Annotated in this window: 22 protein-coding genes; 14 read left to right on the forward strand and 8 right to left on the reverse strand. The window is 67.9% G+C overall.

The window, feature by feature from the left end; all coding sequences use genetic code 11:
- Positions 1-22: 22 nt before the first annotated feature.
- Together ychF and grxD are read left to right on the forward strand one after the other, a co-directional pair.
- Positions 23-1,117: a redox-regulated ATPase YchF gene (gene ychF / locus C998_RS0105255; protein ID WP_018869813.1), complete on the forward strand. Its 1,095-nt coding sequence runs from the start codon at positions 23-25 to the stop codon at positions 1,115-1,117.
- 96 nt (positions 1,118-1,213) lie between these two features.
- Positions 1,214-1,552 (forward strand): Grx4 family monothiol glutaredoxin, encoded by a 339-nt coding sequence (gene grxD / locus C998_RS0105260; RefSeq protein WP_018869814.1) that lies wholly within the window; start codon positions 1,214-1,216, stop codon positions 1,550-1,552.
- A 63-nt stretch (positions 1,553-1,615) separates the two neighbouring features.
- Here grxD and rnt read toward each other — a convergent pair whose 3' ends face one another.
- Positions 1,616-2,302 (reverse strand): ribonuclease T, encoded by a 687-nt coding sequence (rnt, locus tag C998_RS0105265; RefSeq protein ID WP_018869815.1) that lies wholly within the window; start codon positions 2,300-2,302, stop codon positions 1,616-1,618.
- Between the two features lie 229 nt (positions 2,303-2,531).
- Between rnt and aceE the strand changes: the two genes are divergently transcribed.
- From aceE to C998_RS0105325, 12 genes are all read left to right on the forward strand, one after another.
- Entirely contained in the window at positions 2,532-5,195 is a 2,664-nt protein-coding gene (aceE, locus tag C998_RS0105270; RefSeq protein ID WP_018869816.1) for a pyruvate dehydrogenase (acetyl-transferring), homodimeric type, read from the forward strand.
- Positions 5,196-5,222: 27 nt separating this feature from the next.
- Positions 5,223-6,587, forward strand: coding sequence for a dihydrolipoyllysine-residue acetyltransferase (aceF, locus tag C998_RS0105275; protein WP_018869817.1), 1,365 nt, complete (start codon positions 5,223-5,225; stop codon positions 6,585-6,587).
- 16 nt (positions 6,588-6,603) lie between these two features.
- Positions 6,604-8,385 (forward strand): dihydrolipoyl dehydrogenase, encoded by a 1,782-nt coding sequence (gene lpdA, locus C998_RS0105280; protein WP_018869818.1) that lies wholly within the window; start codon positions 6,604-6,606, stop codon positions 8,383-8,385.
- A 30-nt stretch (positions 8,386-8,415) separates the two neighbouring features.
- Entirely contained in the window at positions 8,416-9,408 is a 993-nt protein-coding gene (locus C998_RS0105285; protein ID WP_018869819.1) for an OmpA family protein, read from the forward strand.
- An 86-nt stretch (positions 9,409-9,494) separates the two neighbouring features.
- Positions 9,495-10,718 carry an argininosuccinate synthase gene (locus tag C998_RS0105290; RefSeq protein ID WP_018869820.1) on the forward strand — a complete coding sequence of 408 codons (1,224 nt, stop codon included), beginning with the start codon at positions 9,495-9,497 and terminating at the stop codon, positions 10,716-10,718.
- Between the two features lie 43 nt (positions 10,719-10,761).
- The gene (locus tag C998_RS0105295; RefSeq protein ID WP_018869821.1) at positions 10,762-11,538 is read left to right on the forward strand and encodes a VacJ family lipoprotein; all 777 of its coding nucleotides are present in this window, start codon (positions 10,762-10,764) and stop codon (positions 11,536-11,538) included.
- Entirely contained in the window at positions 11,535-12,053 is a 519-nt protein-coding gene (locus C998_RS0105300) for a hypothetical protein (protein WP_018869822.1), read from the forward strand. Before C998_RS0105295 ends, C998_RS0105300 begins: the two co-directional genes overlap by 4 nt.
- Complete coding sequence (gene mpl, locus C998_RS0105305) at positions 12,050-13,450, forward strand: UDP-N-acetylmuramate:L-alanyl-gamma-D-glutamyl-meso-diaminopimelate ligase (RefSeq protein ID WP_018869823.1); 1,401 nt, start codon at positions 12,050-12,052, stop codon at positions 13,448-13,450. The genes C998_RS0105300 and mpl overlap by 4 nt, the downstream gene beginning before the upstream one ends.
- Positions 13,447-14,082, forward strand: coding sequence for a flavin prenyltransferase UbiX (locus C998_RS0105310; protein WP_018869824.1), 636 nt, complete (start codon positions 13,447-13,449; stop codon positions 14,080-14,082). The genes mpl and C998_RS0105310 overlap by 4 nt, the downstream gene beginning before the upstream one ends.
- Entirely contained in the window at positions 14,079-14,681 is a 603-nt protein-coding gene (locus C998_RS0105315) for an LON peptidase substrate-binding domain-containing protein (protein WP_018869825.1), read from the forward strand. The genes C998_RS0105310 and C998_RS0105315 overlap by 4 nt, the downstream gene beginning before the upstream one ends.
- A 56-nt stretch (positions 14,682-14,737) precedes the next feature.
- Positions 14,738-15,130 (forward strand): thioredoxin, encoded by a 393-nt coding sequence (gene trxA / locus C998_RS0105320; protein ID WP_018869826.1) that lies wholly within the window; start codon positions 14,738-14,740, stop codon positions 15,128-15,130.
- 104 nt (positions 15,131-15,234) lie between these two features.
- Positions 15,235-16,167, forward strand: a complete 933-nt coding sequence (locus C998_RS0105325; RefSeq protein ID WP_018869827.1) for an AEC family transporter — start codon at positions 15,235-15,237, stop codon at positions 16,165-16,167.
- Positions 16,168-16,170: 3 nt separating this feature from the next.
- On the opposite strand, the gene C998_RS0105330 is transcribed toward C998_RS0105325, so the two are convergent.
- Genes C998_RS0105330 through C998_RS0105360 form a run of 7 tightly spaced genes read right to left on the reverse strand, consistent with a single transcriptional unit; the run spans position 16,171 to position 21,121 of the window.
- Positions 16,171-16,443, reverse strand: coding sequence for an HPr family phosphocarrier protein (locus C998_RS0105330; RefSeq protein ID WP_018869828.1), 273 nt, complete (start codon positions 16,441-16,443; stop codon positions 16,171-16,173).
- Complete coding sequence (locus tag C998_RS0105335) at positions 16,415-16,840, reverse strand: PTS sugar transporter subunit IIA (protein WP_018869829.1); 426 nt, start codon at positions 16,838-16,840, stop codon at positions 16,415-16,417. Before C998_RS0105335 ends, C998_RS0105330 begins: the two co-directional genes overlap by 29 nt.
- Before the next feature lie 4 nt (positions 16,841-16,844).
- Positions 16,845-17,732, reverse strand: coding sequence for an RNase adapter RapZ (rapZ, locus tag C998_RS0105340; RefSeq protein ID WP_018869830.1), 888 nt, complete (start codon positions 17,730-17,732; stop codon positions 16,845-16,847).
- 5 nt (positions 17,733-17,737) lie between these two features.
- Entirely contained in the window at positions 17,738-18,778 is a 1,041-nt protein-coding gene (gene hprK, locus C998_RS0105345; protein ID WP_018869831.1) for an HPr(Ser) kinase/phosphatase, read from the reverse strand.
- Positions 18,779-18,780: 2 nt separating this feature from the next.
- On the reverse strand, positions 18,781-19,245 hold the full coding sequence (locus C998_RS0105350; protein WP_018869832.1) for a PTS sugar transporter subunit IIA: 465 nt from the start codon (positions 19,243-19,245) through the stop codon (positions 18,781-18,783).
- A 4-nt stretch (positions 19,246-19,249) separates the two neighbouring features.
- Positions 19,250-19,588, reverse strand: a complete 339-nt coding sequence (gene hpf / locus C998_RS0105355) for a ribosome hibernation-promoting factor, HPF/YfiA family (RefSeq protein ID WP_018869833.1) — start codon at positions 19,586-19,588, stop codon at positions 19,250-19,252.
- A gap of 3 nt (positions 19,589-19,591) precedes the next feature.
- Positions 19,592-21,121 carry an RNA polymerase factor sigma-54 gene (locus tag C998_RS0105360; RefSeq protein ID WP_018869834.1) on the reverse strand — a complete coding sequence of 510 codons (1,530 nt, stop codon included), beginning with the start codon at positions 21,119-21,121 and terminating at the stop codon, positions 19,592-19,594.
- Positions 21,122-21,169 lie beyond the last annotated feature (48 nt).

Raw genomic sequence — 21,169 nt, forward strand, 5'->3', positions numbered from 1 at the left:
GAGTTACATCCGAGGAAATCCCATGAGTCTGAAATGCGGCATCGTCGGCCTGCCCAACGTCGGCAAGTCGACCCTGTTCAACGCCCTGACGCGCGCGGAGATCGCCGCGGAGAACTACCCCTTCTGCACCATCGACCCCAACGTTGGCGTGGTGGAGGTGCCGGATCCGCGGCTGGAGAAACTGGCAGCGCTGGTGTCGCCGGAGCGGGTCCTGCCGACGACCGTGGAGTTCGTCGACATCGCGGGGCTGGTGTCCGGGGCGGCCCAGGGCGAGGGGCTCGGCAACCAGTTCCTCGCGCATATCCGCGAGACCGATGCCATCGCCCAGGTGGTGCGCTGCTTCGAGGACGATGACATCGTTCACGTATCCGGGCGCGTGGATCCGCTGGCGGACATCGAGACCATCAGCACCGAGCTGATGCTGGCGGACCTGGAGACCGTCAACAAGGCCCTTACGCGCCTGACCCGGGCCGCCAAGTCCCAGGACAAGGAGGCCATCGCCCGGCTGCAGGCCGCGGAGAAGGTCGCCGAGGGACTGGGCGAGGGCATCCCGGTGCGTGCCCAGGCGCTGGAGCCCGAGGAGCTCGAGCTGCTGCGCGATCTGCACCTGCTGACCATCAAGCCGCTGATGTATATCGCCAACGTGAATGAAGCGGGGCTGACCGAGGACAACGAGCAGGTGCGCGCGGTGCGCGAAAAGGCCGCCGAGGAGGGGGCGCAGGTGGTCAGCGTGTGCGCTGCCATCGAGGCCGAGATCGCGGTGCTGGAACCTGACGAGCGCGCCGAGTTCCTGGCCGATCTGGGTCTCGAGGAACCCGGCCTCGACCGCGTGATCCGCACCGCCTACGAGCTGCTGGACCTGCAGACCTTCTTCACTGCCGGGGAGAAGGAGGTGCGCGCCTGGACCGTGCGTCGGGGGTCCACCGCGCCGCAGGCCGCGGGCGTGATCCACACCGATTTCGAGAAGGGTTTCATCCGCGCCGAGGTGGTCGGTTACACCGACTATGTGGAGCACGGCGGCGAGCAGGGTGCCAAGGATGTCGGCAAGTGGCGGCTCGAAGGCAAGGAATACGTCATGCGCGAAGGGGACGTTGTACATTTTCGCTTCAATGTCTGAGTATAATACTCGGACTTTGTCGCGGGGGCGGCACCGCTGCGCCCGGCACGTTTCCTTATCGCAATCACCCATCAGGCCCGTATCAGGAGTACAGCAATGGATGTAATGGACCGTATCCGCCAGCAGGTGGAAGAAAACCCGGTCGTGATCTTCATGAAGGGGAGCCCGCAGTTCCCGATGTGCGGCTTCTCGAGCCGCGCGGTGGAGGCGCTGAAGCGCTGCGAGCGCGAGTTCGGCTACGTCAACGTGATCGCCGACCAGGAGGTCATGCAGAATCTGCCGCGCTTCGCCGACTGGCCGACCTTCCCGCAGGTCTACATCGACGGCGAGCTCGTCGGCGGCTGCGACATCACCCTGGAGATGTTCGAAAGCGGCGAGCTGAAGAAGATGGTCGACGAGGCCCACGACAAGCACGCCCAGCGCAACGCCGGCTGAAGCGCCCGGCCCGCGGCGTGCCCGGCCCGTCATCGCGATCGCGGTGGCGGGCCTTTTTTGTGGTCAGCTGCCGGGCGGCAGCTCCTCGGGGTCGGGCAGCTGCAGCGCGGCCTGCGGCACGCCGATGTGGTCCTGCCAGTGGTTGGCGACCGCGCAGAACAGGTCGGCGGTCTTTTCGGCATCGAAGGCCGCGCTGTGAGCGGAATCGTTGTCCCACTCCAGCCCGGCGGCGCGCGCCGCGCGCGCGAGTACGGTCTGGCCGTAGGCCAGTGCGGCCAGCGAAACGGTGTCCAGGCTGCTGAACGGGTGGAAGGGGTTGCGCTTGATCCCGCAGCGGTCCGCCGCCTTGTGTACGAAGCCCAGGTCGAAATGGGCATTGTGTCCCACCAGGATCGCGCGCTTGCACAGGTTCAGCTTGACCTCGCGGCGCACCTCGCTGAACAGTCGGCCCATCGCCTGATCTTCCGGCCACGCCGCGCGCAGCGGATGGTAGGGGTCGATCCCGTTGACCTCCAGCGACTTCGGATCCATCTCCGAGCCTTCGAACGGACGCACGTGCAGGCTGACGGTATGGGCGCGCTCCAGGCGATCCTGCTCGTTGCGGCGCAGGAAGACCGCGGCCACCTGCAGCAGGGCGTGGCGTTCGCAGTCGAACCCCCCGGTTTCCACATCGACGACCACGGGCAGGAAGCCGCGGAAGCGGTGGGCCATGGGGCGGTGCGACGGATCGAGCTGGGCGGGTGCGGCCATGCGGTTACCTTGGTTCGAATCGATTCCGGGAAGATCTTTGCGTATCCCGCCCGTTTTGCGGGAGATCGGCGCCATAGAACGCTTTCGCTTGACCTGTTGGCAACACAGTCGGGATACTTGCGCCTTTCTGTCCGCCCGGGCCGCGGCATGGTAGCAGAACCGCCCTGCGCCCGGTGGCACGGCCCCGCGCCCGCGAACCGTTTCCCAACCCGTTTTCAGGGGTAGACGCATGGACCTGAACGCCATCCCGAACGACATCGATCCGCAGGAAACCCAGGAGTGGATCGACGCCCTTGCCTCCGTGATGGAGGCCGACGGGCCCGAACGGGCGCACGCCCTGCTGGAGGCCCTGGTGGACAAGGCCCGGCGCAGCGGTGCCTATCTCCCGTACTCGGCCAACACCGCCTACGTGAACACCATCCCGCCGCACCTCGAGCCGGTATACCCCGGCGACGGCGCGCTGGAACACCGCATCCGCTCCTACATCCGCTGGAACGCGATGGCGATGGTGGTCAAGGCCAACCGGGTGTCGCCGGAACTGGGTGGTCACATCGCGTCCTTCGCCTCCGGGGCCACGCTCTACGACGTCGGCTTCAACCATTTCTGGCGCGCCCCGTCGCACGAGCACGGCGGTGATCTGGTGTTCGCTCAGGGGCACTCCTCGCCGGGGATCTACGCCCGTGCCTTCCTCGAAGGTCGCCTGACCGAGGAGCAGCTGGATCATTTCCGCCGCGAGGTGGACGGCAAGGGGCTGTCCTCCTACCCGCATCCCTGGCTGATGCCGGACTTCTGGCAGTTCCCGACGGTGTCCATGGGGCTCGGCCCGATCATGAGCATCTACCAGGCACGATTCATGCGCTATCTGCAGGATCGCGGGCTGGCGCAGACGGAGAACCGCCGTGTCTGGAGTTTCGTTGGCGACGGCGAGGTCGACGAGGCCGAGACCATGGGGGCGATCACCCTGGCCTCGCGCGAGAAGCTCGACAACCTGACCTGGGTGGTGAACTGCAACCTGCAGCGCCTGGACGGTCCGGTGCGCGGCAACGGCAAGATCGTGCAGGAGCTGGAGGCGATCTTCCGTGGCGCCGGCTGGAACGTCATCAAGGTCCTGTGGGGGCGCTACTGGGAGCCGCTGCTGGCCAAGGACACCGACGGCCTGCTGCAGAAACGCATGATGGAGGCGGTCGACGGCGACTACCAGAACTACAAGGCCAACGACGGGGCCTACGTGCGCGAGCACTTCTTCGGCAAGTATCCGGAGCTCAAGGCGATGGTCGCCAACATGTCCGACGAGGAGATCTGGCGCCTGAACCGCGGCGGGCACGACCCGGTCAAGGTCTACGCGGCCTACAAGGAGGCCATGGAGCATACCGGGCAACCGACCGTGATCCTGGCGCACACCGTCAAGGGCTACGGCATGGGGTCGGCGGGCGAGGCCCAGAACCGCACCCACAGCCAGAAGAAGATGGACACGGAGGACATGAAACACTTCCGTGACCGCTTCAACATCCCGCTGTCCGACGAGCAGGTGGAACGGGCCGAGTATCTCAAGCCGGATCCCGACTCCGACGAGATGCAGTACATGCACGAGCGGCGCAAGGCGCTCGGCGGTTACCTGCCGCAGCGGCGGCACATGACCACGCCGCTGGAGGTCCCCGGACTGGACGCCTTTTCCGGGCTGCTGGAGGACTCCGGCGATCGCGAAATGTCCACCACCATGGCCTTCGTGCGCATGCTGCAGATCCTCGCGCGCGACAAGAAGATCGGGCGGCACGTGGTCCCAATCGTCCCGGACGAGGCGCGTACCTTCGGCATGGAAGGCCTGTTCCGCCAGCTGGGTATCTATTCCTCGGTCGGTCAGCTCTATGAGCCGCAGGACAAGGACCAGGTGATGTATTACAAGGAGGACAAGGGCGGCCAGATCCTGGAGGAAGGGATCAACGAGGCCGGCTCGATCTCCTCCTGGATCGCCGCCGCGACGTCCTACTCCACCCACGGCGTCGCGACCATCCCGTTCTACATCTTCTATTCGATGTTCGGGTTCCAGCGCATCGGCGATCTGATCTGGGCCGCCGGCGACCAGCGGGCGCGCGGTTTCCTGATCGGCGGCACCGCCGGCCGCACCACCCTGGCCGGCGAAGGGCTGCAGCACAACGACGGCCACAGCCACATGATGGCGGCCAACGTGCCCAACTGCATCGCCTACGATCCGACGTTCGCCTACGAGCTGGCGGTGATCGTGCAGGACGGCATGCGGCGCATGTTCCGCGAGCAGGAGAGCGTCTTCTACTACATCACGGCGATGAACGAGAACTACCATCAGCCGGCGATGCCGGAGGGCGCCGAAGAGGGCATCCGCCGTGGCCTGTATCGTTTCCAGGCCGGCGGACGCAAGAAAAAGAAGGTCCGCCTGCTGGGTTCCGGTACCATCCTGCGCGAGGCGATCGAGGCCGCGGCGCTGCTGGAGCAGGACTTCGGTGTGTCGGCCGAGGTCTGGAGCGCGACCAGTTTCACCGAGCTGGCGCGTGACGGTCGCGACTGCGAGCGCCACGCCCGGCTGCATCCGGACGCGAAGCCGCGTCGCAGTTGGGTCGAGCAGTGCCTGGGCGGTTCCGAGGCGCCGGTGGTCGCGGCCACCGACTACGTGTCGAACTTCGCCGATCAGATCCGCGCTTATGTGCCCGCCGACTATCGCGTGCTGGGCACCGACGGTTTCGGCCGTTCGGACCTGCGCTCCGCGCTGCGGCGCCACTTCGAAGTCGACCGCTACCACATCGCGGTGACCGCGCTGAAGGCCCTGGCCGATGCCGGGACCGTCGAGGCGAAGACCGTCCGCGAGGCGATCGACAAATACGAGATCGACACCGATCGTCCCAACCCCCTGCAGGCCTGAGGCCGGCGTCCCGAGGCAGGAGCAGACATGAGCGACACGATTACGGTTGAAGTCCCCGATATCGGTGACTTCAAGGACGTCGAGATCATCGAGGTACTGGTCAAGCCGGGTGACACCGTGGCGCCCGAGGACCCGCTGATCACCCTGGAGTCGGACAAGGCCTCCATCGAGATCCCGGCACCGCAGGGCGGTACCGTGCAGGGCATGAAGGTCAAGGCCGGGGACCGCGTCTCGCAGGGGGATGCGATCCTCGAACTGGCCCCCGCGGACGAGGCTGCCGCCAGTGGTGCCGCGGAAGCTCCGGCGGAGGCCGCCGCCGAGCCGGCCGCCTCCGCCGGAGGCGAAGAATCGGCACCCGCGGCAGCGGCCAGCGCGCCGGATACCGGGTCCGCGCCGGCCAGGGCATCGGCCGGCGACTCGGGTGGTACCGGCGGGCAGGGCGGCCAGGGTGGCCCGCGGCCATCGCCCACCGCCCATATCGAGAACGAGTCTGCGTTCCGTCGCGCCCATGCCTCGCCCGTGGTGCGCAAGTTCGCGCGCGAGCTGGGTGTGGACCTGTCCAAGGTCGAGGGGAGCGGTCGCAAGGGGCGCATCCTGCGCGAGGACGTGCAGGCCTTCGTCAAGCGCGCGCTCAGCCAGCCCGCCGGTTCCGGACTGGGGGTCGAACCCATGCCGGAGATCGACTTCTCCGAGTTCGGTCCGATCGAGACCCAGCCGCTGTCGAAGATCAACCGGCTCACCGGCCAGAACCTGCATCGCAACTGGGTTACCGTTCCGCACGTGACGCAGTTCGACGAGGCCGACATCACCGAGCTGGAGGACTTCCGCAAGTCGCTGAAGGCCGAATACGAGAAGCAGGGGGTCAAGATCACCTTCCTGCCGTTCCTGATGAAAGCGGTGGTCTCCGCGCTCAAGGAATACCCGCGCTTCAATGCCTCGCTGGACGCGACCGGCGAGAATCTGGTGATCAAGCAGTACTATCACCTGGGCGTGGCCGTGGATACGCCGGATGGTCTGGTGGTTCCGGTCGTGCGTGACGTGGACCGCAAGAGTCTGGTGGACATCGCCTCCGAACTGATGGACCTGTCGAAGCGGGCGCGCGAGAAGAAACTCAAGCCCGCCGACATGCAGGGCGGCTGCCTGACCATCTCCAGCCTCGGCGGCATCGGCGGTACCCAGTTCACGCCCATCGTCAATGCCCCGGAGGTCGCCATCCTCGGGGTGTCGAAGGCCTCGATGCAGCCGGTCTGGAACGGCGAGGAATTCGAGCCGCGTCTGGTGCTGCCGATGGCCCTGTCCTACGACCACCGGGTGATCGACGGGGCCCTGGGTGCCCGCTTCACCACCACGCTGAGCGCGCTGCTGTCCGACATGCGGCGCATGCTGCTGTAATCACCGGAGCTTTGTCATGAGTCAGACCACCACCGTCGAAGTCCCGGATATCGGCGATTTCAAGGATGTCGAGATCATCGAGGTCCTGGTCCAGCCGGGCAGTACCATCGCCCCGGAAGACCCGCTGATCACGCTCGAATCGGACAAGGCGACCATCGATGTCCCGGCACCGCAGGCGGGTACGGTCAAATCCGTGCACGTGAAGACCGGCCAGCGGGTGTCTCAGGGGGATCCGATCCTGGAACTGGAGGCCGGTGCGGAGGCCGCGGACAGCGAGGCTTCGCCCGCCCCGGCGGAGGATACCGAGGCGGCGTCCGCGGAACCCGCCGGCGCGGCCGGGGCATCCTCCACCCCGGCACCGCAGGCCGCGGCCGACCCGAATACCGACAGCCAGTGCCAGGTGCTGGTGCTGGGCTCCGGCCCCGGCGGCTACACCGCTGCGTTCCGCGCCGCGGACCTGGGCCTGGACGTGGTGATGGTCGAACGCTATCCCCAGATCGGCGGGGTCTGCCTGAACGTCGGCTGCATCCCGTCCAAGGCACTGCTGCACGCCGGCGAGGTGCTGCACGAGGCCGAGCGCTTCGCCGCGCTGGGCATCAAGTTCGGCGAGCCCGAGATCGACCTCGACGGCCTGCGCGGCTACAAGGACAAGACGGTCAAGAAGCTGACCGGCGGCCTCAAGCAGCTGGCCAAGCAGCGCAAGGTGCGCGTGGTGCAGGGCGTCGGCGAATTCACCGGGGCCCACAGCATCGCGGTCGAGGGGGATGATGGCCGCGAGGTGATCGGCTTCGAGCACGCGATCATCTCCGTCGGCTCGCAGGCGGTGAAACTGCCCGGCTTCCCCTGGGACGACGACCGGGTGATGGACTCCACCGATGCGCTGGATCTGGCCGACATCCCCGAGCGCATGCTGGTGATCGGCGGCGGCATCATCGGCCTGGAGATGGCCTGCGTGTACGAGTCGCTGGGCACGAAGGTCACGGTGGTCGAGCTGTCCGACACCCTGATGCCGGGGGCGGACCGCGACATCGTGCGCCCGTTCGAGAAGCGCGCGAAGAAGCGCTTCGAGAACATCTTCCTCAAGAGCAAGGTGACCGGGGCCGAGGCCACCGAGCAGGGCATCTTCTGCCGTTTCGAGGGCGAGGCCAAGGGTCTGCCGGAAGAGGACACCTTCGACCGCGTGCTGGTCGCCGTGGGGCGCAGCCCGAACGGTGCGAAGATCAACGCCGAGGCCGCCGGGGTGCAGGTCAGCGAGCGCGGCTTCATCGAGGTCGACAGCCAGCAGCGCACCAATGTCGAGCACATCTTCGCCATCGGCGACGTGGTCGGCCAGCCGATGCTGGCGCACAAGGCGACCCACGAGGGCAAGGTCGCGGCCGAGGTGATCGCCGGGCACAAGGTGCACTTCGACGCCCGCGCGATCCCGTCGGTGGCCTACACCCACCCGGAGGTCGCGTGGATGGGGGTGACCGAGGAGCAGGCGCAGGCCGACGGCATCGAATATACCAGGGGTGTGTTCCCCTGGGCCGCCTCCGGCCGGGCAATCGCGCTGGGCGCCGAGGACGGCATGACCAAGCTGCTGTTCGATGCCGAGGGCCGGGTGATCGGCGCCGGCCTGGTCGGCCCCTCCGCCGGCGACCTGATCGGCGAGGCGATGCTGGCGCTGGAGATGGGCGCGGAGATGGAGGACATCGGCCTGACCGTGCATCCGCATCCGACGTTGAGCGAGACGGTGGCCTTTGCCGCCGAGGCCGCGCACGGCTCGATCACCGACATCCTGCCGCCGAAGAAGGGTTAGGGGCGGGTGCGCCGCGAGTCACGTCCGGGGTTGCCGCGGGTCGCCGGGCGGCTGGCGGCCTGGCTGACCGGCGCCGCGCTGGTCCTGCTGGCCGCTCCGGCGCCGGGCGGCACGCTGTATCAGGAGACGCTCGAGCGCTCGGACTGGACCCGGGTCGAGATCGACGACCTGTGCCGCCTGGAACAGCGGGTGCGCCACGGTGGTTCGCTGCAGTTCGAGACCCGTCCCGGTCTGGCGGTCCGTGCGTTCTGGGATCCGCCCTATCCCGTGCCCGGGCGCTCGCAGGCGCCGCTGGAAACCGGGGCACCGGAATGGCTTCCCGGCGACGGCCCGGCGCCATTGTCGCTGATGCTGCGGGCGGGCCCGGACGACCGCTTCCGTGTGCCGGACGATCGCGTGCAGGCCCTCAAGGCCCGTCTGCTCGCCGGCCATGATGTGCGCATCGGGTTCCCCGACGGCGAGGACATCGTGCATTTCCGTGGCATCCGTTTTGGGCGCCGGGTCGAGGGCTTCCGCATCTGTCAGGCGGAGCAGGGGATGGCCGAAGGGGCCCCGGAGGCCGGTGACGGAACGGCACGCGAGCGCTGGGTGGTCTATTTTGATTCCGGGCGCACGGCTCTGGATGGTGAGGCCCGGGCGACGCTGGACCGGGTGGTGGCGGCCCTGGACGGGGTCGAAGGACCGCGTTTGCGGGTGATCGGCTTGACCGATGCCGAAGGCCCGGACAGAGTGAACCGGCGAATCAGCCAGCAGAGGGCCGAAACCGTGCGTGACGCGCTTGGCGAGGCCGGCCTGGGCGAAGCCGACATCGAAATCGAGGCCGGGGGCGTCGCTCCCGGGGTCGAGGACGAGTCACGCGATGCCCGTCGCGCCGAGATCTGGTGGGTGGGCGAGCGCGACAGCAGCGGCTCCGGGGCTCCGGGTGAGGATCCGGCACCGGAGGCTGCCGGTGACGCCGACCCCGCACTGGATGACCCGGCCGCTCCGCAGCCGGTGGAACCCGGGGACGGTACGGCCTGGTAGCCGTACCCGCCGCCATGGCTTGATAGGCCCGGCCGACTGGCCGGCGTAAACATTGATTCAGTGTCTTTCCCAAGGATTGCATGCCCATGAGTTCGAACATCAAGCGCGTCGTCCTCGCCTATTCCGGCGGTCTGGATACCTCGGTCATCCTCAAGTGGCTGGAGGAGCAGTACGGCTGCGAGGTCATCACCTTCACTGCCGATCTGGGCCAGGGCGAGGAGGTCGAACCGGCCCGCGCCAAGGCCGAGGCCCTGGGGGTGAAGCAGATCTACATCGAGGACCTGCGCGAGACCTTCGTGCGCGACTACGTCTTCCCGATGTTCCGCGCCAACACGGTCTACGAGGGCGAATACCTGCTGGGGACCTCCATCGCCCGACCGCTGATCGCGCGGCGGCTGGTGGAGATCGCCGAGGAGACCGGCGCCGACGCGATCGCCCATGGCGCGACCGGCAAGGGCAACGATCAGGTGCGCTTCGAGCTCGGGGCCTACGCGCTCAAGCCGGGGATCGAGGTGATCGCTCCGTGGCGCGAATGGGACCTCAATTCGCGCGAGCGCCTGATGGCATACGCCGAACAGCACGGCATTCCGGTGGACTATGCCCAGGCGGGCAAGAAGTCTCCGTACTCGATGGACGCCAACCTGCTGCACATCTCCTACGAGGGCGGTCCGCTGGAGGATCCGTGGACCGACTCCGAGGAGGACATGTGGCGCTGGTCGGTGTCGCCCGAGGCCGCGCCGAACGAGCCCGAGGTCCTCACCATCGGTTTCGAGAACGGTGATCCGGTCTCCATCAACGGCAAGCAACTCTCGCCGGCCGCGCTGCTGTCGAAGCTGAACGAGCGCGGCGGGGCCCATGGCATCGGTCGGCTGGACATCGTCGAGAACCGTTATGTCGGCATGAAGTCGCGCGGCTGCTACGAGACCCCGGGCGGTACCATCCTGCTGCGCGCGCGCCGGGCGCTGGAGTCGATCACCCTGGATCGCGAGGCCGCCCACCTGAAGGACGAGCTGATGCCGCGCTACGCCAGCATCATCTACAACGGCTACTGGTGGAGCCCCGAACGGCGCATGCTGCAGGCGGCGATCGACGAGTCCCAGGGCGTGGTCAACGGCGAGGTGCGCCTGCGCCTGTACAAGGGCAACGTGATGGTGGCCGGTCGCCAGTCGCCGGACAGCCTGTTCGACGAGTCCATCGCGACCTTCGAGGACGACGCCGGCGCGTACGACCAGAAGGACGCCGAAGGCTTTATCCGGCTCAACGCGCTGCGCCTGCGGATCGCGGCCAGCCGCAACCGCAGCGGGACCTGAGGTCATGGGCTTCCCGGGGCGTCCGCGAGGGTCGGCGCGGGGCATGCTGCGGTGGCTGGTCGTGCCCGGGCTGGCGCTCGGTCTGCTGCTCGGCCTGGCCGGCTGCGCCAGCGTACCGTCCGAGGACCGCCATCCGGATGATCCCTGGGAGTCCTACAACCGCGCGATGTTCGCCTTCAACCAGGAGGTGGACCAGGCGATCCTCAGGCCCACGGCCGTGCAGTACCGCCGCCTGCCCGACCCGGTGCAGACGGGCGTCGGTAATTTCTTCTCCAACCTCAACGACGTGACGGTCCTGTTCAACAACCTGTTGCAGGGCAATCTGCACGCCGCGGCCTCGGATACCAGCCGGCTGATGTTCAACACCACGTTCGGTCTGGCCGGCCTGATCGACGTCGCCTCGCCGATGGGACTGGACAAGAACAACGAGGATTTCGGCCAGACCCTCGGTGCCTGGGGCGTGCCGTCCGGGCCCTATCTGCAGCTGCCGCTGCTGGGGCCCAGCACCGCGCGGGATGCGCCCGCCCGCCTGGTCGACAGCCAGACCGATCCGCGCAACGTCCGCAGCATCCGGCGCGATCGCACGCCGCTGTGGGTCGGCCTGGTGGTGGTGGACGTGGTCGACATGCGTGCGGGGCTGATCGACACCGAGGCCATGATCGACCAGCTTTCCGATGACCCCTACATCGCCATGCGCAGGGCGTATCTGCAGCGGCGCGATTTCCTTACCGGGGGCCGGCGAGCCGACGAGCGGGCCGAAGAAATGCTGGACGAACTCGAGGAACTGGAGGCGCTGGAAGCCATGGAGGCCGGGGAGTGAACGGCCTGCTGGTCATGCTGGACATCCTGCGCGCCCGCCGCGGACCGCAGGACCTGCCGGCGGATCCCGCGCTCGCGGTGTTCTGGACCGGGGTCGCGGTGGCCGTGGGGCTGGCCATCGGCGTGCCGATGTATGGCGCGACTGCGGCCCTGGTCATGAATCTGGTGGACGTGGCGGTGCTGTTCGGCTTCGTGGCCCTGGCACTGCGGTTTCAGGGCTTTGTCGGGCGCCAGGTGCAGACCTTTACCGCGATGGTGGGTACCGGGGCGATCCTCGGGCTGCTGATGGCGTTGCTGACGCTGGTCGCTCCGATTGATCCGGAGGCCGGGGAGGCCCCGCCGCTGGCGGTACTGGGCATGTTGCTCCTGCTGGGCTGGTTGCTGTTCGTGTATGGCCATATCCTGCACCAGGCCCTCGAACTGTCGAACCGCATGGCGGGGGTCGTGATCGCGCTGGGGTTCGTCCTGATCTCGTCGGTGATCACCCAGGGCGTGGCCGGGGCGGTGACGGCATGAACCGCTCCGCCGATCTGCACATCCTCGGGATCGGCGGGACCTTTATGGGCGGGCTGGCGCAGCTGGCGCGCGCCCGCGGCTATCGCGTGAGCGGGGCCGACGCGCAGACGCTTTATCCCCCCATGAGCGAGCAGCTGGCGGCCGCGGGCATCCCTTACCACGCGGGTTACGAGGCCGAAGCCCTGCCCGAGGACGTCCCGGTGGTGGTGGGCAACGTGATGACCCGTGGCACGCCCGCGGTGGAAGCGATGCTGGACCGCGGGCAGGCGTACACCTCCGGTCCCCAGTGGCTGGCGGAGCACGTGCTGCACGACCGCTGGGTGCTGGCGGTCGCGGGGACCCACGGCAAGACCACCACCAGCTCGCTGCTGGCCTGGATCCTGGAATACGCCGGCATGGCGCCAGGATTCCTGATCGGCGGGGTCCCCGGCAACTTCGGCGTGAGCGCGCGTCTCGGCGAGTCGCCGTTCTTCGTGATCGAGGCGGACGAATACGACAGTGCGTTCTTCGACAAGCGCGCCAAGTTCGTCCATTACCGACCACGGACCCTGGTGCTGAACAACCTGGAGTACGATCACGCCGACATCTACCCGGATCTGCAGGCGATCGAGCGTCAGTTTCATCATCTGGTGCGCACCGTGCCGGGCCAGGGCAAGATCCTGATGCCCGCCGGGGACGCCGCGCTGGAACGCGTGCTGGAGTCCGGCTGCTGGACACCGGTGGAGCGGCTCGCGACCGGCGAGGATGGCCCCGCAGACTCGCCGGTCGCGCTGAGCGCTCGCTCGCTGTCAGCCGACGGGCGCTGCTTCGAGGTCCTGGAAAACGAACAGCCGTGTGGTCGCGTTGAATGGTCGATGTGCGGTCGGCACAACCAGGCCAATGCCCTGGCGGCGCTGGCCGCGGCCCGCCACGCCGGCGTGCCGCTGGCCACCGGGCTGGCGGCGCTACCGGAGTTTCGCGGGGTCCGTCGACGCCAGGAACTGCGCGCGGAGATCGCCGGGGTCCGGATCCTGGATGACTTCGCCCATCACCCCACCGCCATCCGCATGACGCTCGAGGGCCTGCGCGGCGGACTGGACGAGGGCGGGCGCCTGCTGGTGGCGCTGGAGCCCCGGTCCAACACCATGCGCATGGGGGTGCACGCGGGTGCGCTGGGCGATGCCCTGGATCGCGCCGATGGCGTGCATCTGTACCGGCCGCCGGACCTGGACTGGGCCATCGGTCCGCTGCGCACCCGGCTGGAAGAACGCCTGACAGTGGCGCCGTCGGTGGACGAGCTGCTGCAGGGGCTGCTGGACGGCCTGCGACCCGGCGACACCCTGGTGATTATGAGCAACGGCGGTTTTGGCGGGCTGCATCAGCGCCTGATCGACCGCCTGCGGGAGGAGCGGTCATGAGTCGGCGCATCGCCCTGGCCCTGACCGGCGCGTCGGGGGCCCCCTATGGCCTGCGCCTGCTGGAGTGTCTGGTGCAGGCCGGGGTCGAAGTGCATCTGATGGTGTCGAAGCCGGGGCAGGTGGTGCTCGGGATGGAGACCGACCTCGGCGTGCCCGGGCGGCCGGCGGAGATCGCCCGGTTCTTCAGTGAACGCTACGCTGCCGCGCCGGGTCAGATCCAGTGTTACGGCCCGGATCAGTGGACCGCCCCGGTGGCCAGCGGCTCGGCGGCCCCCGAGTCCATGGTCGTGTGCCCCTGTACCACGGCCACGGTCTCGGCGGTGGCGACCGGGGCCTCGCGCGGGTTGATCGAACGCGCCGCCGACGTGGTCCTGAAGGAGCGCCGCCGCCTGATCCTGGTGGTGCGCGAGACCCCGTTCTCCGAGATCCATCTGGAGAACATGCTGCGCCTGACCCGCATGGGCGCCGTGGTGATGCCGGCCAATCCGGCGTTCTACCATCGCCCTGAAGGTCTGCAGGACCTGATCGATTTCATGGTGGCGCGGGTCCTGGATCACCTGCAGATCGAACACGCACTGGGTCCCCGCTGGGGGGCCGGGCATGGCCAAGCCGGAGAGGACGGCCCCGAATGAAGACGCTTCCGCTGTTTCCGCTGAACACCGTACTGTTCCCGGGTGGTCTGCTGCCGTTGCGGATCTTCGAAACGCGCTATCTCGACATGGTGCGTGGCTGCCTGCGCGACGACAGCGGCTTCGTGGTGGTGGCGATCGAGCCGCCGGCCGAGGGCGAAGAGCCGCCGGACGAATCGGATCCGACGGTGGGGTTCCATGCGGTGGGCACCGAGGCGCGCATCATCGACTGGGACCAGCGCTCCGACGGTCTGCTGGGGATCCTCGCCAAGGGGGCGCAGCGCCAGCAGATCCACAACCCGCGGCGCGGAGATGACGGACTGTGGCTGGGCGAGGTGGAGCCGCTGGACGAATGGCCGGCGGTCAGCCTGCCGGTGGACTATGCATCGCTGGCCGATCTGCTGGAGCGTCTGCTGGATCAGCTGGGCACGCCCTGGTCGCACCTCGAACGGCACCTGGATGATTCGGCCTGGGTGGCCGGGCGGCTTGCCGAGCTGCTGCCGGTGGATCTCGCGGTCAAGCAGTCGCTGCTGGAATCCGATGATCCGATCGATCGTCTCGAGCGTTTGCGGGCGGCCATGCTCGCGCAGTCGTCTCCCTGACAGCATCCGGGCGGCCTGTTAAGGTAAAGGGCCGTAATTTCAAGCCGGAGCCGATCATGGCCGTTCAGGAACTCACGCAGGACAACTTCGAATCCACCATCACCGGGAATGACATCGTCATCCTGGATTTCTGGGCGCCGTGGTGCGGCCCGTGCCAGCAGTTCGCGCCGACCTTCGAGGAAGCCTCGAACAAGCACGACGACGTCGTCTTCGCCAAGGTCAACACCGACGAGGAGCAGGGCATCGCCGGGGCCTTCCAGATCCGCTCCATCCCGACCCTGATGATCTTCCGCGAGCAGGTCATCGTGTTCTCGCAGCCCGGCGTGCTGTCCGCGGCGCAGCTGGACGAGGTGCTGGGCAAGGTGCGCGAGCTGGACATGGAGGCCGTGCGCGCCGACATCGAAAAGCAGCAGCAGGAACAGGAGCAGCAGGCCGGCGGCAACGCCTGAGTCCGGCACCTGCCGCAATAACCTGACCTCCCGCGGCCCGTTCCCGGGCCGCTCCGTCCGCCACTCGAACCGACCCTGACAAGCCGACGAGGTCCCTCCCCCCCGTGTTCAGCGTGATGACCCAGATGGGGGCCCTGATCGTTGCCGGGGTCGGCTGGCGGATCCTGCAGCCCGGCGGTCTGGATGCCGAAACCACCCGCCGGGTCCTCACCACGCTCGTCTATTACCTGCTGCTGCCCGCGCTGGTGCTGCAGGTCCTGTGGACCGCACCGCTGGGTCTGGACTCGGTCCGCATCGCCCTGGTCGCCGGGGCGACGGTCCTGATCACCCTGGCCGTTACGGCCGGGGCGTGCCGAGCATGCACCGCCGACCGCGCGGCGGTGGGCGCGATGCTGCTGGCCGCTGCCTGGCCCAACGCGACCTATCTGGGCCTGCCGATCCTCGACAGTCTGTTCGGCGAGGCGGGGCGCGCGGTGGCCATCCAGTACGACCTGTTCGCCTGCCTGCCGCTGGTGCTGACCCTGGGCGTGGTTCTCGCGCGTCGCTACGGCGATGGTCGCATGCCGGCGGTGCATCCGCTGCGCGGCCTGTTGTCGGTGCCGTCGATCTGGGCCGCCCTCGCCGGTGTCACCCTGAACCTGGGCGGGGTGCCGCAGACGGTCTGGCTGGAGGAGTGGCTGGGACTGCTGGCGGATTCGGTGTCGCCGCTGATGCTGTTCGCGCTGGGCCTGGCACTCGTGTTCCACCGCTTTCACGGGCGCGACGCGCGGCCGCTGGCGGTCGTCGTGGTGATCCAGCTGTTGCTGGCACCGGCGGTGGCGCTGGGGCTGGTGTGGCTGCTGGGGATGGAGGGGATCCCCGCGACCGGAACGGTGCTGGAGGCGGCCATGCCGGCGATGGTGCTGGGGCTGGTGTTCTGTGACCGCTTCGGGCTGGATACGGGGCTGTACGCGGCCGCGGTGACCCTGACCACGGCCCTTTCGCTGATTACCCTGCCGCTGTGGTTCGCCCTGGCCGGCGGTCTTCTGGGGGGGTGAGCCTCAGGATTCCTCGCCGAAGCGGTCCGCGACCAGTTCGGTCAGGGCATCCAGCGCCGCCTCGGCATCCTCCGCGCCGTCGGTCCGGATGGTGATCTCCGAGCCCTGGGCGGCGGCCAGCATCATCACCCCCATGATGCTCTTGCCGTTCACTTCCTGTTCGTTGCGGGCGACGGTGACATCGGCGGTGTACTGACTGGCGAGGCTGACAAACTTCGCGGCGGCCCGGGCATGCATGCCCAGCCGGTTAACGATGGGAACTGCGCGCTGCGGCATCGCTGGATTCCTGGTCGCAGAGAAGGATTCCGTCATGGCCCCCGGACAGCGCCTTGTTGACCAGTTCGCTCAGGGGCAGATGGCGGTAGTTGAGTACGCGGACGAGCATCGGCAGGTTGACGCCCGCGATCACGCGCGCGTTGTGTCCGCGCGCCACGCGGCTGGCCACGTTGGCCGGCGTGGAGCCGAACATGTCGGTCAGGACCAGCACACCGGCACCGCTGTCGAGGGTCTCCATGCGGGCGCGCGCCTGCGCCTGAATATCGTCCGGATCGTCGCTTTGCGACATCGCCATGGACTCGCAGTCCTCGGGCAGGTCTCCCAGCATGCTCTGCGCGGTCTGCAGGAGTGTGTCGCCCAGGTTTTGATGCGTGATCAGGATCAGACCGACGCCCATGGAACTACTCCGTTTCAGGGGAGAGAGAATCGAGCTCGCGATGACGGGTGCTAACAGTAACATGTTCCCGTTCGCGCCACGCAGCCGCCAGCCGTTCCACAAGGTAGACCGAGCGGTGGCGCCCGCCGGTGCAGCCGATGGAGACCGTGGCATAGCTGCGATGGTCCGCCACCAGTCGCGGGATCCAGGTGTCGAGGAAGCCGTGGATGGATTCGAACATCGCCCCGACCTCGCCATGGCTGTCGAGGAAATGCGCCACCGCCGGATCCAGCCCGGTCAGTGGCGCCAGTTCGCGCTCGTAGTAGGGGTTGGGCAGGCAGCGCACGTCGAACACGAAATCGGAATCCAGCGGCGAGCCGTGCTTGAAGCCGAAGGACTGGAACAGCAGCGACAGGCCGGCGGTCTCGCGGCTGCCGACCCGGGCCCGGAGCGTGCGCGCGAGGTCGTGCATCGACAGCCGGCTGGTGTCCACGGTCAGGTCGGCCTCCACCGCCACGTGCCCCAGCCAGGTCCGTTCCATGCCGATCGCTTCCACCAGCGGGATGCCGTCGCGTGCCAGCGGATGGCGTCTGCGGGTCAGGTGGTAGCGACGCAGCAGGACCTCGTCGGAGGCATTGAGGAACAGCACCTCGACCTCCAGGCCCGATCCACGCAGCGCGCCCAGCAGTTGACCGAATCCGCTGAGGGCGTCGAGGCCCGAACGGACGTCCACGCCCACGGCCAGATGGCGGTCACCGCCGGTGTCGTAATGGCCGCTGCGGACCTTCTCCACCAGTTCCGGCAGCATCGGCAGCGGCAGGTTGTCGACACAGAAGTAGCCGGCGTCCTCCAGGGTATGCAGGGCGACGGTCTTGCCGGAACCCGACAGACCACTGACCAGCAGCAGACGCATGTCGGTCAGCCCTCGGGATCGGGGTTGGGGACCGTGGTGCTGGGCCCGCCGATGTGGAAGGTGGATTCCTCCTGCTGATCCTCGCCCATCTGGCGCCGCTGGCGGGCGCGCAGGTCGTCCCCGGCGATGTAGCCCTGCATGTGCAGCAGGTGGTTGCGGACCGCGGCCTCGATCATGACCGCGATGTTGCGCCCCGGCGCCACCGGCAGGCTGATCAGCGGGATGCGCAGGCCGAGGATCTCGCTCTCGCCGCGGCGCCCGTTCAGGCGATCGTCCGGCACCGGCGAGGGCTCGTTGTGGTCGCGCAGATCGATGATCAGGCGCAGATACTTGCCGCCCTTGATCGCCGAGTCGCCATACATCGCGCGGATGTTGAGCACGCCCAGGCCGCGCACCTCGAGCAGATCCTGGAGCAGGGCGGGGCAGTGTCCACGCACGATATCGGGGGCAATGCGCGCGAACTCGGGGGCATCATCGGCGATCAGCCGGTGGCCACGCGAGATCAGCTCGAGTGCGACCTCGCTCTTGCCGACGCTGGAGGCCCCCGAGATCAGTACACCGATCCCGAGGATCTCCATGAACACCCCGTGGCGCACCTCGAAATGGGCGAGGCGCTGCTGCAGGAAATAGCGCAGCAGCGCGATGACTTCGTGCGAGGATGTGCGTGTGCACAGGATCACCGGCAGGGGGTCGTCACCTGTCTGCGGCATGCGCGGGAACGGGCAGGTGTCCTCGGCGAAGATCACCATGGTAGTACCGGTGCGGGCCATTTCCAGCACCAGGTGGTCACGCTGCTCGTCGGACAGGCCGGCGATGTAGCGGGCCTCGTAGTCGCCGATGACCTGGATGCGGTTGGGGCGGATCAGGTTCAGGTGGCCGGCCAGCGGCAGGTCGCCATCCCCGAATCCCAGGAGTTCGCGGTCGCCCGCGGCCTCCTCTCCGTGGACGTAGCGCAGGTCCAGACGGCTCCCCATCGCCCGCGTGAGCGCGGCGATGGTGATGTTGCTCGCGGTGCCGTCGGCTGCCGCTTCCGCCCGGTCGGCCATGGTCAGGTCTCGCCCAGGGCCCGGGTGAGGGCCTGCTGGACCCCCGCGCTGTCCGCGGCGCGCCGGATGCCGGCGAGGGTGTCCGGCTGCGACAGCCCGCGCGCGAGCTGGGCCAGCAGGTCCAGGTGTTCGCTGGTGGCCTCTTCCGGCACCAGCAGGGCGATCAGGATGTCCACCGGTTCGTGGTCCATGGCTTCGAAATCCACGCCCTGATCCAGACGCAGGACCGCGATGCGGGGCGTATCCAGCTCGGCGAGACGGCCGTGCGGGATCGCCACGCCATGGCCGAGCCCGGTGGAGCCCAGTTTTTCACGGGCCGACATGGCTTCGAACGCGGCACTGGCCGCCAGTCCGTCCGCGGCCCCGTCCACCAGCAGATCGGCGAGGGTTTCCAGCGCTCGTTTCTTGCTGGAGCAGTCGGTTTCCAGTCCGATGCGCTCCGGGGTGATGAGCTCGGCCGGATTCATCGGCTTACTCGGGTTGTTCGCGGTTGCGCTGGGCGCCCTCGGCGCGATGATGATCCTTGACCTTCTCCTTGTGCTTGATCAGCTGGCGGTCGACCTTGTCGATCAGGCCGTCGATGGCGGCGTACATGTCATCGTGGCTGGCCTCGGCGTGGATGTGGTTGCCGCTGACCTGCAGATTCGCTTCCGCCTTGTTGTGCAGCTTCTGCGTCTTCTCGTGGTTCAGCACCACGTGCACGTCGATCACCTTGTCGAAGTGGCGTTCCAGCTTCTGGAATTTCTCGTTGACGTAGTCGCGCAGGGCGTCGGTGATGTCGACGTGGTGTCCGGTGAGATTGATCTGCATGGGTCAGGCTCCTTTCGGTTTGCTTCCGGTCGGCATGGCGGCCATCTGGCGGCGCTCGCTGGAGGATGGCAGGTTCATGCCCTCCCGGTATTTGGCCACGGTACGCCGGGCCACGTTGATGCCCCGATCCGCCAGGATCTGGGCGAGGCGGGAATCGCTGAGCGGTTTGCCCGGCGTTTCCTCTTCGATGAGTTCGCGGATCATGGCACGAATCGCGGTCGCGGAGCATTCCCCGCCGTCGCTGGTGCCCACGTGACTGGAGAAGAAATACTTGAATTCGAACACCCCGCGGGGGGTGTGCATGTATTTCTGCGTGGTGACCCGCGAGATCGTGGACTCGTGCATCTCCAGGGCTTCGGCGATGTCGCGCAGGATCAGCGGCTGCATCGCCACCTCGCCGTGTTCCAGGAACCCCTGCTGGCGTTCGACGATCGCTCGCGCCACGCGCAGCAGGGTGTCGTTGCGGCTGTGCAGGCTCTTGATGAACCATCGCGCCTCCTGCAGCTGATCGCGCATGAAGGCGCTGTCGCGGGCATCGGAGACCTGGCGGACCATGCCGGCGTAGAGGTCGTTGATGCGAATGCGCGGGGCGATCTCGGGATTCAGGTCGACCTGCCAGCCCCGGTCGGTATGACGCACGTAGACATCCGGGACCACGTATTCCGGCGGTGTCTCGCTGATCTGGGCGCCGGGGCGCGGGTTGAGCGTGCGGATCAGGTCCAGCGCCGCGGCCAGTTCGTCGCCATCGCGTACGCCGCTCTGGCGCTGCAGGGCCTTGTAGTCACGCCGGGCAAGGGCGTCCATGCCGTGTTCCAGGAGCGCGCGCGCCGCCTCGCGCGAGGGCGCGTCCGGCGCCAGCTCGCCCAGCTGGACCTCCAGGCACTCGCGCAGATCCAGCGAACCGACCCCCAGCGGGTCGCAGTGCTGCAACCAGTGGCGTACGGCCTCGACCTCGTCGGTGTCGACGGGGGGGTCTTCACTCCGGCTGATGGTCTCGGCCAGGGTCTCGACGTCGCCCTCGAGGTAGCCGTCGCCGTTGATGGTGTCGATCAGGGCGGCGCCGATGCGCTGGTCGCGCGGGGTCAGGTGCGACAGATGCAGCTGCCACAGCAGGTGATCCTGCAGCCCGCCGCCGTCGTCGTCCGAGGTGTTCTCCAGCGGGTCGCGGTCGTCCGGACCGCGCGGGCTGGCGCTGGCGTCGTAGATGTCTTCCCAGCGGCTGTCGGTCACCAGCTCGTCGGGGATGATGTCCTCCGAGCCGCCGGCATCCACCGTTTCGCCGGTGCCGGCGGCGTCGCTGCCGCTCTCGCCGTCGTCGGTGTTCGCGTCGCTGTCGGTGTCCGCGGTGTCCCCCGCGTCGGCACCGAGTTCGTCATCCTCGGCCTGTTCCAGCATGGGATTGCTTTCCAGCGCCTGCTGGATCTCGGCCTGGAGCTCCAGCGTGGACAGCTGCAGCAGCCGGATGGCCTGCTGCAGCTGCGGCGTCATGGTCAGCGTCTGACCGAGCTGCAGATTCAGCCCGGGCTTCAGCATGAGTTGGGAAAGGCGTTGGTCACCATAAGTGAATAGTAATCCCTTGCT

Origin of the sequence: Thioalkalivibrio sp. ALgr3 (genome assembly GCF_000377325.1) — a bacterium.
Classification (GTDB): Bacteria; Pseudomonadota; Gammaproteobacteria; order Ectothiorhodospirales; family Ectothiorhodospiraceae; genus Thioalkalivibrio.

What these genes read in the sequence shown, in the direction of transcription:
- hpf (WP_018869833.1), bottom strand. Translation starts at nt 19,588, where the DNA reads ATGCAGATCAATCTCACCGGACACCACGTCGACATCACCGACGCCCTG.
- mpl (WP_018869823.1), top strand. Translation starts at nt 12,050, where the DNA reads ATGAACCGCTCCGCCGATCTGCACATCCTCGGGATCGGCGGGACCTTT.
- hprK (WP_018869831.1), bottom strand. Translation starts at nt 18,778, where the DNA reads ATGGCCGACCGGGCGGAAGCGGCAGCCGACGGCACCGCGAGCAACATC.
- C998_RS0105315 (WP_018869825.1), top strand. Translation starts at nt 14,079, where the DNA reads ATGAAGACGCTTCCGCTGTTTCCGCTGAACACCGTACTGTTCCCGGGT.
- C998_RS0105290 (WP_018869820.1), top strand. Translation starts at nt 9,495, where the DNA reads ATGAGTTCGAACATCAAGCGCGTCGTCCTCGCCTATTCCGGCGGTCTG.
- C998_RS0105335 (WP_018869829.1), bottom strand. Translation starts at nt 16,840, where the DNA reads ATGGGCGTCGGTCTGATCCTGATCACGCATCAAAACCTGGGCGACACA.
- aceF (WP_018869817.1), top strand. Translation starts at nt 5,223, where the DNA reads ATGAGCGACACGATTACGGTTGAAGTCCCCGATATCGGTGACTTCAAG.
- aceE (WP_018869816.1), top strand. Translation starts at nt 2,532, where the DNA reads ATGGACCTGAACGCCATCCCGAACGACATCGATCCGCAGGAAACCCAG.
- rapZ (WP_018869830.1), bottom strand. Translation starts at nt 17,732, where the DNA reads ATGCGTCTGCTGCTGGTCAGTGGTCTGTCGGGTTCCGGCAAGACCGTC.
- C998_RS0105295 (WP_018869821.1), top strand. Translation starts at nt 10,762, where the DNA reads ATGCTGCGGTGGCTGGTCGTGCCCGGGCTGGCGCTCGGTCTGCTGCTC.
- ychF (WP_018869813.1), top strand. Translation starts at nt 23, where the DNA reads ATGAGTCTGAAATGCGGCATCGTCGGCCTGCCCAACGTCGGCAAGTCG.
- C998_RS0105350 (WP_018869832.1), bottom strand. Translation starts at nt 19,245, where the DNA reads ATGAATCCGGCCGAGCTCATCACCCCGGAGCGCATCGGACTGGAAACC.
- C998_RS0105330 (WP_018869828.1), bottom strand. Translation starts at nt 16,443, where the DNA reads ATGCCGCAGCGCGCAGTTCCCATCGTTAACCGGCTGGGCATGCATGCC.
- trxA (WP_018869826.1), top strand. Translation starts at nt 14,738, where the DNA reads ATGGCCGTTCAGGAACTCACGCAGGACAACTTCGAATCCACCATCACC.
- C998_RS0105310 (WP_018869824.1), top strand. Translation starts at nt 13,447, where the DNA reads ATGAGTCGGCGCATCGCCCTGGCCCTGACCGGCGCGTCGGGGGCCCCC.
- rnt (WP_018869815.1), bottom strand. Translation starts at nt 2,302, where the DNA reads ATGGCCGCACCCGCCCAGCTCGATCCGTCGCACCGCCCCATGGCCCAC.
- C998_RS0105360 (WP_018869834.1), bottom strand. Translation starts at nt 21,121, where the DNA reads ATGCTGAAGCCCGGGCTGAATCTGCAGCTCGGTCAGACGCTGACCATG.
- grxD (WP_018869814.1), top strand. Translation starts at nt 1,214, where the DNA reads ATGGATGTAATGGACCGTATCCGCCAGCAGGTGGAAGAAAACCCGGTC.
- lpdA (WP_018869818.1), top strand. Translation starts at nt 6,604, where the DNA reads ATGAGTCAGACCACCACCGTCGAAGTCCCGGATATCGGCGATTTCAAG.